Source organism: Pseudaminobacter soli (ex Li et al. 2025) (assembly GCF_029892515.1).
Lineage (GTDB): Bacteria > Pseudomonadota > Alphaproteobacteria > Rhizobiales > Rhizobiaceae > Pseudaminobacter > Pseudaminobacter soli_A.
This window is the reverse complement of sequence record NZ_JARXVF010000010.1, coordinates 95,689-107,371: the sequence shown is the minus strand read 5'-3', so window position 1 is coordinate 107,371 and position 11,683 is coordinate 95,689. Positions and strand designations below refer to the sequence as shown.

Genomic DNA, 11,683 nt, shown 5'->3' with positions numbered 1-11,683 from the left:
CGCTACCTCTTCGGCATCTCGTCGAGGACCTTGTCGAGCCTCGCATTGAGAGCCGACAGTTCCCGGCTCAGCGCCTCCGCGCTGCCGGGCACGGGCTCGCCCGGCTTGGGGCGGCTGTCGCGCCAGTACCAGTAAAGGATCAGCACGGAGGCGATCATTGCCGGGATCATGAGGCACCGGTCTTTCCGAGCCTTTGCTCGATCTGCGCCACTTTGGCGGTCGCCGCGTCGAGCGCTGCGCGCAGGCCCGAAAGGTCGGGAGGCGGCGTGGGCTCTTGCCCACGCGGATTGAGATAGGCGCAGATAAGGGCGATCGGCCACAGCGGCGGGAACAGCAAACCGAGCCATCCGCAAACCGAAATCGCGGACGCCTGGGGATGGCCGCGTGCACGGGCCGTCTCGCCGGGAAACTTGCCAAGCCAGTAGAGGGCGTAGACGGCGCCGTCTTCATTTTCGCGTTCTAAGCGCGGTCGCCCAACTGCGGTTTCGGCGATTGCTGGCCTTGGTCGAAAGCGGTCGCCACGTCTTCGAGGTCGTCGAAGATCATCGCATCGCCGATTTTCTGGAGCAGGCCTGCCCGCTCCAGAATCTTCCTCGGCTCGATATGCAGTTCGGCAAGGCCGAAGGCGAGGCCGCGTTCGACGCATGCCTGCCGTACATCTTCCAGCATCTCCGCCGCCGTCGAGTCTATCTGGACGATGGCGCTGGCGTCGAGCACGAACCAACGCGTGTCTTTGGGAAGACCTTCCAGGACCGCTTTCAGGCGTTGTTTGACGTAGTCAACGTTGAAGAACAGCAGGCTTCCCTGGATCAGGCAGACCGCCAGGCCGGGAACGGGCTTGGCGACCTTCGATCTGTGCAGCTTGTAGAAGCCGTGCTGGCCGGGGATCTGGCCGAGCATTGCGTCGCGCGGGCGCATCTCCTTGAGAAGCACGTATAACAGGGTGCCGGCGACGGCGATCACCACGCCTCTGAGCACGCCAAGGCTGATTGCGCCCCACATGCCGATCAGCGCGAAGGCGAACTCCAGCTTGCTGATGTGCCAGATCTCGCGCAGGCTTTTGACGTCGATGAGGCTGATGGCTGCGGCGACAAGAATGGCGCCTAGCGCCGGCTGGGGCATCAGCCTGAGGGCATCATTGAGATAGAAAAGCGAGATGGTGAGCGCCAGCGCGGCCACAAGCCCGGAAAGCTGAGAGCGACCGCCAACTGAGATGTTGGTTGCGGTACGCGAATCCGAAACCGTCACCGGAAAGCCGCTGAACAGCCCGGATGCGATGTTGGCCGCCCCGAAGCCGTTGAGTTCCGCATTGGCGTCCACGTCGAATTTGTCGCGCGCCCCAAAGCTTCGCGCCGCGACGAGCCCCGAGCCGAAGCCGACCAGCCAGACCGCGGCGGCCCCTAACAGGAGGTCCCTTGTCGAGATTGCCGGCGAGAGCGGGAGGGATAGGGCTGGAAGGGACCGGGGCAGGGTGCCCACCACCTTGATGCCCTTGCCTTCGAAGTCGAAAAGCGCCGAGGCGGCAACGGCGAGGACAACCACGACCACCGGGCCGGGAATTGGCGAGCGCTTGAGCGCCAACAGGATGGCCAGCATTACCAGGCCAAGCAGGACCGACGGCCAATGGATCGAGTCGGATTTTTGCAGCAGTTCCACCAGCGGCGGGATGAGCCCGTCGGACTCGATGCGCAGGCCCGTGAACCGTCCTATCTGACCTACGAGGATGGAAATGGAAATGCCGCTGATGAAGCCGACCAGGATAGGCTTCGACAGGAAGGAGGCCAGCACCCCGAGGTGAAGCCTGCTGCCGATGAGGCAGAAGACGCCAACGGCCAAGGCCAGCGCCGATGCGATCACGACACGATCCTGTGGCGTATGCACCATAGTGGTGGCAAGCACAGCGGCCAGCACCGTCATCACCGCGGCATCCGGCCCGACGATGAGTTTCCGCGAGGGGCCGAAAAGGGCGTATCCGAGGAGCGGAAGAATGCTCGAATAGACGCCCACTTCCGGCGGCAAGCCGGCAATCGCGGGATAGGCAATCGCACTCGGGATGGCTACCGCAGCGATCGCGAGACCGGCGGTAATGTCGTTGCGGATCCAGGCGGATTGGTAGCCTCTCAGACTGGTCAGAACGGGAAGCCGGCCAAGCACTGCAGACTCCTCATCTCAAGGTCTCAGCTCCGCCCGGGGCCGGCGTGCAAATCGCCCCTGATTTCTGAATATCGCGCGGCCGTCCTGTTCAGGAAGGCCAGTGCTCATCCGGCACGAAGAACGCGTCGCGAAGGCTGGCCTTGTCGTCATAAGCGTCCTTGGCCGATCTGTTCGGCAGAACGACGCGCTTGAGCGGCGCTTTCTCGTAGGGGATCAGCTTCAGGATCTGCGAAATGCAGTTGAGGCGCGCGCGGCGCTTGTTGTCGGAGCGCACGACATACCATGGCGCATGCTCGGTATGGGTTGCGTGCAGCATGTTGTCGCGAGCTCTCGAATAATCATACCAGCGCCGGTACGACTCCAGATCCATCGGGCTCAGCTTCCATTGGCGCAAGGGGTCGTCTATGCGCGCCTCGAACCGCTTTTTCTGCTCCTTCATCCCGACCTCAAGCCAGAGCTTGATCAGAAGGATGCCGCCATCGACGATATATTTCTCGATTTCCGGGCACAGTTCCAGGAAGCGGTGATATTCGCTCTCGGTGCAGAAGCCCATCACATATTCGACGCCGGCCCGGTTGTACCAGCTGCGGTCGAAAATGACGATTTCGCCCGCCGCCGGGAAATGGGTCATATAGCGCTGCATGAACATCTGGGTCTTTTCGCGGTCCGATGGGGCGGGAAGAGCCACAACCCGGAACGCGCGCGGGCTCACCTTCTCGGTCAGTGCCTTGATGGTCCCGCCCTTGCCGGCAGCGTCTCGGCCCTCGAACAGGATAATGACGCGCAGTCCCTTGAATTTCACCCATTCCTGAAGATCGCAAAGCTTTTCCTGAAGCTTGCGCAGCTCCTTGTAGTAACTCTTGCGGCTCATCTGTTCGAGTTCGCGGCGGTTTTCCTTCTTGTCCAACATGGGAGCACCATTCGTTGTTGTGACAATGGGCGGCGCTTAGTGCCAGCTCAGGGTAACTCCGATTTTTCCGGGGATTCCGCCGGGATATTCGACGACCTGATACCGGATCTTGTAGCCGCGCGGCTTCAGGTGCTCTTGCCAGAGCTCGTAGATTTCGCGCGGAATGCCGGTCAGCGTGTCTTCCCAACCCGGCTCGTTCTGGCTGAGGGCGCGTCCGCCATCGGTGCAGAGCTCGTTGGGAAAGCGGTAGACCTCGACCTCGGTAAGGCCGTTGTTCACCGCGCGCTGGATCACGTTGGCGGCCAGCTTGATCCTTTCTTCCCGGGAGAGACCGGATGGCTTGCTGAGCTTTTCGATCAGCTGTTTCTTTTCGTCCTCGATGTGCTTGGCCCGCTGCATCGCTTCGGAGGCTTTCTCGCCTTCGATCACCGCAAGCTTCCGCATCACATCCTTGGCGGTCGGCAGCATCTGCTCGATGTCGTCGCCCTTTGTCGGGTCGGTATTGGTCATGGGGCACCTTTCTCTCGGCAGACCCCGCGCGCTGGAGCGCGCGGCATTCCGTCCCCCGGTTCCGGTATCGTAAGCGATCCCGAAGATGCTTCGGTCGGGGAGGGCCACTGGCCGCCGACCGAACTTCCGCACCGACGACTGCTGTCGATTGCGGAGATAAACTTTCTCACCTTTCCCAGGTTCCGTCGAGACGGAACGATTAGGTCGAAAGGCGACTATCGCGGCGTCGCCTGGGGACTTGTCAGTGCCCCGTCAACACCAGCGTTTGAACCGGCAGCATGATAGCCTGCAGGCGCAATATCATGGCGTGCACCAGTCCAACCGCATCGATTGCATGCAGGACGAACCAGCGTCCGGTGCTCAGATTGCCGTGCTCCAGCTCATCGTGATTGCTCGTATAGGCGTTGGCAATACAACTGCTTCCCGGAGGAATGCCCTCGAGTTGTCCCTCGTAGAGCGGCTCCAGATAGGTGGTCAGCGTTCCGGGGCGGGCTATCTGCTGCACGTCGATGAGCTGATCGGTCGGGCGCATCTGGCCGGCGGCAATGGCCTCCTGGACCTCGGTCACGACCATCGGAATAATGGTGAAGGGTTTGCCGATGCATGTCACCTCAGCGATCATCCCTGGCCTGAGGACCTGGGACTCGATCTGGCCAAAACCTGCCACCAGGGCCACGCGGCGATCCTCGGGTATCAGTATGCCGGCAGAGCGGATCAGCGGATTGACGATATCTCCGGGCCGTAGCGAAAACTGCTGAACTGTCCCGGCGGTGCCGGCGCGCACGACGGTTTTCTCGAATTCCACCTTTGCCTGGGCAAGTTCGGCTTCGGCGCTCGCTCTCTGCGCCGGCAGAAGTGAAGAAATCTTGGTCTCCAACGTCGTTTTGTTGGCTACAGCTGCGGCCAGCCCACCCTTTTTGGTTTCCGTGGCCACTTGCAGCTTCTCGATCTCGCGCCTTGCCACGACGTTCGGATTGCGCTTGTTCAGTTCGACCTGGGTTTCATATTCATCCACTGCCTGTTGTAAGGCGCCTTCGGCCTGGGTGATCACGCCGTCCGCTTCCGCAAGCTCGGTTTCGGTCACCGTTGTCTCGGCATCTATTTCTTCCACGCGCCGGCTTGCGGTTTCGATAGCGGCCTTCTGCTTCGCGTCGTCCAACCGAAACAGTGGAGCACCGGCCTCCACCTTGTCATTGGTGTTGACATAGACCTCCTTCACGCGGCCGTTGGTCTCCGGCAGGATCGTGACGGTGCGGAAGATTGCCGTGACGTTGCTGGTGGAGGGGTGGAAGTAGAAGATCGCCGTGATCAGCGAAAGCGTCAGGATCACACAAGCGGTGATGCCCCAACGCAGCTCGAACCACATTGTATAGAGGTTGATCTCCTGGCCGATCCTCTTGCCCTGGACATAGCGACGGAAAAGGTAGTCCGGAAAGATCGTAAGCATGGAGCAGATCATGAATTCAAGCATGGCTCATCCCCTCCGCTCGGAAAGATCTTCGGCGGCAGCACCAGGCTCCTCGACCCGCGTCAACTGAGGTTCGGTTTGGACTGAATGCGGCCTTGTCGGCGCCGGCTGGGCTTCTGCCGGCCCCGCTGCGGCTTCTGTCGATGCGGGTTCGGCTTGCTTGCCAGCCATGCCGGCAATCTTCCGAAGCGAGCTGGCCATTGAGCTGATGGGGCTGGAAAAATCCGGGAATTCGATCAGCGCCAGGAGCAGGGCTGCGATCCAGAACAGGTGATTGTGCGTAAACAGGGCAATCAGCGCGAGCACAGCAACCAGCTGCAACTGACCCTTGCTGGCGCCATGGGCCATGTGCTCGGGGAGGGCGTGCAGCCGAAAGTACAAGATTCCGGCCAGGAAAATAATCAGCAGAATAAAGATGAACATCGCGACGAGGAGAACGTCTGTCTGTCCTGGCGCCGTAATGAAAAAGGGCAGATGGTCCACTGCCGCTGGATGCAACGGCTCCGCCATGTCTGAGCTCCCCTTACAAGAGTAGCAAGCACTTGGCCGTAAAACGCTTACATCGATGCGAAGAAAGCGGTCCTCGACGTTGGATTCGCTTACGCCTAGGACCTATGGAGCTTCGCTTCGCTCCGTGGTCGCGTCGTTCTTCGATATTATTATATAGGGAGCGACGTCGTTTTGTGTGTCACGATATTTTGCTGTGTCGCCTGCAGGGGCAGGCCTGGCAATTTCTATCGCGATACACGCCGAACCCGACGGCAGATGATACCTACGCCGCCGCGAGTGCCTTGATGCCGTCAGCGACGAACTGCACGGCCAGCGCCGCAAGGATCACGCCCAGAAGTCGCGTCAGGATCGACCGGCCGGTTTGGCCGAGCAGGCCGTCGATGCGTTCGGCAAGCACGAAGACCACATAGGTCAGGATAAGGCAGGCCAGGATGATGCCGACGAGCGTTACCTGCGCCATCCAGCCCTGGAACGAGCCGGACAACAGTACGGTCGCCGAGATGGCGCCAGGCCCGGCGATCAGCGGGATGGCCAGCGGAAAGGCTGCGAGATTGTGGATGTGGTCGCGCGTGATGGCGACGTCAGAGATCTTTTCCTTCCGATCCTGCCGCTTTTCGAAAACCATCTCGAAGGCGATGAAGAACAGGAGCATGCCGCCGGCCACTCGGAAGGCCGGCAGCGTGATGCCGAATACCGACAGGATTGCCGCGCCGGCAATTGCGAAGAGCGCAAGTATGGCAAAGCCGATCACGCTGGCGCGGATCGATACCTGCTGGCGCTGGTGACGCGTCATGCCACGCGTCAGGGCCAGGAAGAGCGGGGCCAGTCCGGGAGGGTCGATGGTGACGAGTATGGTCACGAAGGCATTGAAAATACTGTCGAAACTTTGCATCAATCGTCCTCCTGTCCGCAAGCTATCCTGACGCCGCGTGCAGCGCCAGCCCCCAAGATGCTGCTTCGTGCGGAGGGTTTGTTATTTCTGCCTAGGTGCCGCAGGGTTACGGCTTCCCAGCTTATCCAATTGAATTATCGATGGAAAAGCAGTTTGGGAAAAGCGCGGCCGAAGTTGGAGAATTCCGAGTCGTTCCTATATAAAGGACGTTGATTCCAACGGACTCAGTGACCTGACTTGACCGACCAGAAGATACCGGGTGGACCCGGCGGCCCCTCCGACATCGAGCCTGTCTCGATTATCGAGGAGATGCAGCGCTCCTATCTCGACTATGCGATGAGCGTCATCGTCAGTCGTGCGCTTCCGGACGTACGCGACGGCCTCAAGCCGGTTCATCGCCGCATCCTCTATGCCTCGCACGAGAGCGGCTACCACTGGAACCGCAAATATGTGAAGTCGGCGCGCCCCGTCGCCGACGTGATGGGTAAATATCACCCGCACGGCGACGCCTCGATCTATGACGCCTTGGTCCGCATGGCGCAGGATTGGTCGATGAGCGTGCCCATGATCGACGGGCAGGGCAATTACGGCTCCATCGACGGCGATCCGCCGGCGGCGATGCGTTACACGGAAGCGCGCCTGACCAAGGTCGCGCATGAGCTTCTGGAGGACATCGACAAGGATACCGTCGATTTCCAGGAAACCTATGACGCTTCCGGCAAGGAGCCGCGCGTTCTGCCGGCCCGCTTCCCGAACCTTTTGGTCAACGGTTCAGGCGGCATCGCGGTCGGTATGGCGACCAACATCCCGCCGCACAATCTCGCTGAAGTGTGCAACGGTGCGATCGCCTTGATCGACAATCCGGTGATGGATTTGCCGTCGCTGATGGAGATTATTCCGGGCCCGGATTTCCCCACCGGCGCCATCGTGCTTGGCCGCTCCGGCATCTACAACGCATATTCCACCGGCCGCGGCTCGATCGTCATGCGCGGTCGCGTCGATATCGAAAAGATCCGCAACGAGCGCGAGGCCATCATCGTCACCGAGGTTCCCTACCAGGTGAACAAGGCGACGATGATCGAGAAGATGGCCGAGTTGGTGCGCGACAAGCGCATCGAAGGTATCTCCGACATCCGCGACGAATCCGACAGGCAGGGTTACCGCGTCGTCATCGAGCTCAAGCGCGATGCGAATGCCGAGGTCATCCTCAATCAGCTCTATCGCTTCACGCCGCTGCAGACTTCGTTCGGCGCCAACATGGTGGCGTTGAACGGCGGCAAGCCGGAAGTGATGACGCTGGTCGACATGCTGAAGGCCTTCGTCAGCTTCCGCGAAGAGGTCATCAGCCGGCGCACGAAATACCTGCTGCGCAAGGCGCGCGATCGCGCCCACGTCTTGGTGGGCCTGGCCATTGCCGTCGCAAACATCGACGAAGTGATCAAGCTGATCCGCACCGCGCCCGATCCGCAGTCGGCGCGCGACCAGTTGATGGAGCGCCGCTGGCCTGCCAGCGATGTGGAGTCGCTGATCCGCCTCATCGACGATCCGCGCCATCGCATCAACGACGACGGCACCTATAACCTGTCCGAGGAACAGGCCCGCGCCATCCTCGAACTGCGCCTGCAACGCCTCACAGCACTGGGTCGTGACGAAATCGCCGACGAATTGAACACGATCGGCACCGAGATCACCGACTATCTCGACATCCTGTCGTCGCGTGCGCGCATCCAGCAGATCGTCAAGGACGAGCTTGCCCTGGTTCGCGACGAGTTCGGCACGCCTCGCCGTACGGAGCTGTCGGAGGGCGGCGCCGACATGGAGGACGAGGACCTCATCCAGCGCGAGGACATGGTCGTCACCGTCAGCCATTCAGGCTACATCAAGCGCGTGCCGCTGTCGCTCTACCGGGCGCAACGCCGCGGCGGCAAGGGCCGCTCGGGCATGTCGACCAAGGACGAGGATTTCGTCACGCGGCTGTTCGTGGCCAACACGCATACGCCGGTGCTGTTCTTCTCCTCGCGTGGCATCGTCTATAAGGAAAAGGTCTGGCGCCTGCCGATCGGCAACCCGCAGTCGCGCGGCAAGGCTTTGATCAACATGCTGCCGCTGGAGCAGGGCGAGCGCATCACCACCATCCTGCCGTTGCCCGAGGACGAGTCAAGCTGGGGCGAGCTCGACGTGATGTTCGCCACCACGCGTGGTACCGTCCGTCGCAACAAGCTGTCCGACTTCGTCGACGTGAAGCGTAACGGCAAGATCGCCATGAAGCTCGAGGAGGAAGGCGACGAGATCCTCGGCGTCGAGACCTGCACCGACAATGACGACGTGCTTTTGACCGCCGGGTCTGGCCAGTGCATCCGCTTCCCGGTTTCGGACGTGCGCGTCTTCCAGAGCCGCAATTCGGTCGGCGTACGCGGCATTTCGATGCTGGAGACCGATCGCGCTATCTCGATGACCATCCTGCACCACGTTGACGCCACCCCGGCGGAACGGGCGGCCTACCTCAAGCAATCGGTTAACGAGCGCAAGCTTGCCACCGGCGAGGACGAGGACATCGCGCTCACCAACGAGGAAATCGGCGAGGAGACCAGCCTGTCGGCCGAGCGCTACGAAGAGCTGAAGGCGCGGGAAGAGTTCGTGCTGACCGTCACCGAATACGGCTACGGCAAGCGCTCCTCGTCCTACGATTTCCGTCTGACGGGCCGTGGCGGCAAGGGCATCCGCGCCACCGACGTCTCGAAGGCTGCGGAAATCGGTCGTCTCGTCGCCACCTTCCCGGTGGGCAATGAAGACCAGATCATGCTGGTTTCGGACGGCGGCCAGGTGATCCGCGTTCCGGTCGACGGCATTCGCATCGCAAGCCGCGCCACCAAGGGCGTCACCATCTTCAATACCGCCGAGGACGAGAAGGTGGTCTCCGTCGAGCGTATTTCCGAGCCGGAAGGCGAGGAAGGCAACGGAGTGGAAGACGGCAACGGAGCGGCTGAAGAGACCGCCGAATAAGCGTTCGACCCAGCTCGAAATCAGAGCCCCGTTCCATTCGATCGGAACCGGGCTCTACCAAGCCGGTGGATCATTTGAGAAAGATCCGCCAAAGGCTTCCGACAGCTTTTCCAACGTGAAAACCGCCTCGTCGGGAGGTTGCGAGGCGGTGAGGGCGGTCAGCGACGACCGAAGTCCTTGGAGCGCACCTTCTGCTCCTTGAAGCGCAGGCGTTGCGACTCCTGATGGAGACCGACTGCAGTCGCAATCAGCATGGCCACGGTCATTGCAGCAGCGAGCATGTAAATCATCATGGTCTTGTTCTCCTGACCCTCCAACGCTTGATCTGGAGCTTTGGTTTCATGCTTTCCAGATGACGTTACTTGTCGCGACTTGAACTTGTTGTGATCGCTCCGTTCACTTGCGGTTCAACGTCGAAGCACCGGCCGGTTGCCGGTGATCCGTGTGCCACTACGGCCCCATGTTCCTGAAGGGGCGGTTAAAGCCGCTGTAACGCTTTGAATCCACGTGTAATCCTGCCTAAAAATCGATTTCGATTTTTGGGCTAATGCGTTAGAAACACGCCATGACCGATCGCGTTGCCATCTATGCCGGGTCCTTCGACCCACTCACCAACGGCCATCTCGACGTGCTGAAGGCCTCGCTCGCCGTCGCCGATTTGGTCTATGCTGCCATTGGCGTTCAGGCGAACAAGAAGCCGTTGTTCTCGTTCGAGGAGCGCGTGCATCTGATCGAGAAGGCGGCAGCCGACGAGTTCGGTGCGGAAAGCCGGCGCATCAAGGTCGTGTCGTTCAGCGGCCTCGTCATCGACGCCGCCCGCAAGCATGGCGCTTCGATCATGATCCGCGGCCTGCGCGACGGCACCGACCTCGACTACGAGATGCAGATGGCCGGCATGAACGAGACAATGGCGCCGGAATTGCAGACCGTGTTCCTGCCGGCCAGCCCGTCGGTGCGTACCATTACCGCCACACTCGTTCGCCAGATAGCCTCGATGGGTGGCAACATTCGTCCTTTCGTGCCGGAAGTCGTCGCAGACGCGCTGGCTGCCAAATTCTCAATTTAAAGGGAGAGACCCTTCATGCAGTTCAAACGGCTCGCTTCGTCATTCGTCGTCATGGCCGGTCTCGTCGGCGCCTCGCTTCCTGCCTGGGCGGCCGATCCCGACAACACCATGATCGTCACGCTCAAGGACGGCGACGTCACCATCGCGTTGCGGCCGGACCTGGCGCCCAAGCATGTCGCGCAGATCAAGAGGCTCGTGCGCGAAGGCGCTTACGACAATGTCGCCTTCCACCGCGTCATCGACGGCTTCATGGCCCAGACCGGCGACGTAAAGTTCGGCAACATGGCCAAGGGCTTTGACGCGGACCGTGCCGGCACCGGTGGCTCGGATCTGCCCAACCTGCCGGCCGAGTTCTCCACCGAGCACTATGCGCGCGGCACCGTCGGCATGGCGCGTGCGCAGAACCCGAATTCGGCGAACTCGCAGTTCTTCATCATGTATGCTCCGAACCCCGGCCTCGACGGCAATTACACCATCGTCGGCAATGTCGAGAGCGGCATGGAACTCGTCGACAAGATAAAAAAGGGTGATCCCGCCGCCAACGGGGTTGTCAGCGAACCTGATCGCATGGTCAAGGTGCGCATCGCCGGCGACGGCAAGTAACTGGCATCCGGAAAGGAATCTGACATGGCCGAAATCAAGGATCGCGAAAACGCGCTCATCATGGAGACCACGAAGGGCAGGGTTGTCATTGAACTCCTCCCCGACCTCGCTCCCGGCCACGTCGGCCGCATCAAGGAACTGGCACGCGAAGGCGCCTATGACGGCGTCGTGTTCCACCGCGTCATCGACGGCTTCATGGCCCAGACCGGCGACGTCAAGTTCGGCAAGTCCGATGGCCCGAACTTCAACCCGGCCCGCGCCGGCATGGGCGGCTCCGACAAGCCGGACCTGAAGGCCGAGTTCTCCAACGCCAACCACGGCCGCGGCACCTGCTCGATGGCCCGTGCGCAGAACCCGAACTCCGCCAACTCGCAGTTCTTCATCTGCTTCGACGACGCCGGCTTCCTCAACCGCCAGTACTCGGTCTGGGGCCAGGTCATCGAAGGCATGGAGAATGTCGACAAGATCAAGCGCGGCGAGCCGGTTCAGGATCCCGACAAGATCGTGTCGATGAAGGTCGCGGCTGACGTCGCCGAATAAGGAAAATACGGCCGTGGCGAATATCCT

13 protein-coding genes are annotated in these 11,683 nt (G+C 61.2%); 4 read left to right on the top strand and 9 right to left on the bottom strand.

The genetic code is table 11. From position 1 onward, the window contains the following. Window positions 1–2: 2 nt before the first annotated feature. The 8 genes from M2281_RS26580 to M2281_RS26545 all read right to left on the bottom strand — a co-directional run bounded on the left by M2281_RS26580 (window position 3) and on the right by M2281_RS26545 (window position 6,444). Window positions 3–170 (bottom strand): hypothetical protein, encoded by a 168-nt coding sequence (locus M2281_RS26580; protein WP_280824216.1) that lies wholly within the window; start codon window positions 168–170, stop codon window positions 3–5. After that, on the bottom strand, window positions 167–493 hold the full coding sequence (locus M2281_RS26575) for a DUF3302 domain-containing protein (protein WP_280824238.1): 327 nt from the start codon (window positions 491–493) through the stop codon (window positions 167–169). Before M2281_RS26575 ends, M2281_RS26580 begins: the two co-directional genes overlap by 4 nt. Next, window positions 460–2,154 carry a SulP family inorganic anion transporter gene (locus M2281_RS26570; protein WP_280824215.1) on the bottom strand — a complete coding sequence of 565 codons (1,695 nt, stop codon included), beginning with the start codon at window positions 2,152–2,154 and terminating at the stop codon, window positions 460–462. Before M2281_RS26570 ends, M2281_RS26575 begins: the two co-directional genes overlap by 34 nt. An 88-nt stretch (window positions 2,155–2,242) precedes the next feature. Next, the gene (gene ppk2, locus M2281_RS26565; RefSeq protein ID WP_280824214.1) at window positions 2,243–3,064 is read right to left on the bottom strand and encodes a polyphosphate kinase 2; all 822 of its coding nucleotides are present in this window, start codon (window positions 3,062–3,064) and stop codon (window positions 2,243–2,245) included. Window positions 3,065–3,100: 36 nt separating this feature from the next. Next, on the bottom strand, window positions 3,101–3,532 hold the full coding sequence (locus M2281_RS26560; RefSeq protein WP_425537812.1) for a hypothetical protein: 432 nt from the start codon (window positions 3,530–3,532) through the stop codon (window positions 3,101–3,103). Window positions 3,533–3,815: 283 nt separating this feature from the next. After that, window positions 3,816–5,045 (bottom strand): HlyD family secretion protein, encoded by a 1,230-nt coding sequence (locus M2281_RS26555; protein ID WP_280824212.1) that lies wholly within the window; start codon window positions 5,043–5,045, stop codon window positions 3,816–3,818. Window positions 5,046–5,048: 3 nt separating this feature from the next. Beyond that, window positions 5,049–5,552, bottom strand: a complete 504-nt coding sequence (locus M2281_RS26550; protein ID WP_280824211.1) for a hypothetical protein — start codon at window positions 5,550–5,552, stop codon at window positions 5,049–5,051. A 262-nt stretch (window positions 5,553–5,814) separates the two neighbouring features. Further along, window positions 5,815–6,444, bottom strand: a complete 630-nt coding sequence (locus tag M2281_RS26545) for a MarC family protein (protein ID WP_280824210.1) — start codon at window positions 6,442–6,444, stop codon at window positions 5,815–5,817. Window positions 6,445–6,681: 237 nt separating this feature from the next. Here M2281_RS26545 and gyrA point away from each other — a divergent pair, with 237 nt between their 5' ends. Next, a complete protein-coding gene (gyrA, locus tag M2281_RS26540; RefSeq protein WP_280824209.1) occupies window positions 6,682–9,447 on the top strand; it encodes a DNA gyrase subunit A in 2,766 nt (921 codons plus the stop codon). A 158-nt stretch (window positions 9,448–9,605) separates the two neighbouring features. Here the strand turns inward: gyrA and M2281_RS26535 are convergent, their stop codons facing one another. After that, a complete protein-coding gene (locus tag M2281_RS26535) occupies window positions 9,606–9,740 on the bottom strand; it encodes a hypothetical protein (protein WP_280824208.1) in 135 nt (44 codons plus the stop codon). A 272-nt stretch (window positions 9,741–10,012) separates the two neighbouring features. Here M2281_RS26535 and coaD point away from each other — a divergent pair, with 272 nt between their 5' ends. Genes coaD through M2281_RS26520 form a run of 3 tightly spaced genes read left to right on the top strand, consistent with a single transcriptional unit; the run spans window position 10,013 to window position 11,656 of the window. Then, on the top strand, window positions 10,013–10,513 hold the full coding sequence (gene coaD, locus M2281_RS26530; RefSeq protein ID WP_280824207.1) for a pantetheine-phosphate adenylyltransferase: 501 nt from the start codon (window positions 10,013–10,015) through the stop codon (window positions 10,511–10,513). Window positions 10,514–10,528: 15 nt separating this feature from the next. Next, on the top strand, window positions 10,529–11,116 hold the full coding sequence (locus tag M2281_RS26525; RefSeq protein WP_280824206.1) for a peptidylprolyl isomerase: 588 nt from the start codon (window positions 10,529–10,531) through the stop codon (window positions 11,114–11,116). Window positions 11,117–11,140: 24 nt separating this feature from the next. Beyond that, window positions 11,141–11,656 (top strand): peptidylprolyl isomerase, encoded by a 516-nt coding sequence (locus M2281_RS26520; RefSeq protein ID WP_280824205.1) that lies wholly within the window; start codon window positions 11,141–11,143, stop codon window positions 11,654–11,656. Window positions 11,657–11,683: the final 27 nt, after the last annotated feature.

What these genes read in the sequence shown, in the direction of transcription:
- M2281_RS26580 (WP_280824216.1), bottom strand. Translation starts at nt 170, where the DNA reads ATGATCCCGGCAATGATCGCCTCCGTGCTGATCCTTTACTGGTACTGG.
- ppk2 (WP_280824214.1), bottom strand. Translation starts at nt 3,064, where the DNA reads ATGTTGGACAAGAAGGAAAACCGCCGCGAACTCGAACAGATGAGCCGC.
- M2281_RS26560 (WP_425537812.1), bottom strand. Translation starts at nt 3,532, where the DNA reads ATGCTGCCGACCGCCAAGGATGTGATGCGGAAGCTTGCGGTGATCGAA.
- M2281_RS26555 (WP_280824212.1), bottom strand. Translation starts at nt 5,045, where the DNA reads ATGCTTGAATTCATGATCTGCTCCATGCTTACGATCTTTCCGGACTAC.
- M2281_RS26550 (WP_280824211.1), bottom strand. Translation starts at nt 5,552, where the DNA reads ATGGCGGAGCCGTTGCATCCAGCGGCAGTGGACCATCTGCCCTTTTTC.
- M2281_RS26545 (WP_280824210.1), bottom strand. Translation starts at nt 6,444, where the DNA reads ATGCAAAGTTTCGACAGTATTTTCAATGCCTTCGTGACCATACTCGTC.
- M2281_RS26535 (WP_280824208.1), bottom strand. Translation starts at nt 9,740, where the DNA reads ATGATGATTTACATGCTCGCTGCTGCAATGACCGTGGCCATGCTGATT.
- coaD (WP_280824207.1), top strand. Translation starts at nt 10,013, where the DNA reads ATGACCGATCGCGTTGCCATCTATGCCGGGTCCTTCGACCCACTCACC.
- M2281_RS26525 (WP_280824206.1), top strand. Translation starts at nt 10,529, where the DNA reads ATGCAGTTCAAACGGCTCGCTTCGTCATTCGTCGTCATGGCCGGTCTC.
- M2281_RS26520 (WP_280824205.1), top strand. Translation starts at nt 11,141, where the DNA reads ATGGCCGAAATCAAGGATCGCGAAAACGCGCTCATCATGGAGACCACG.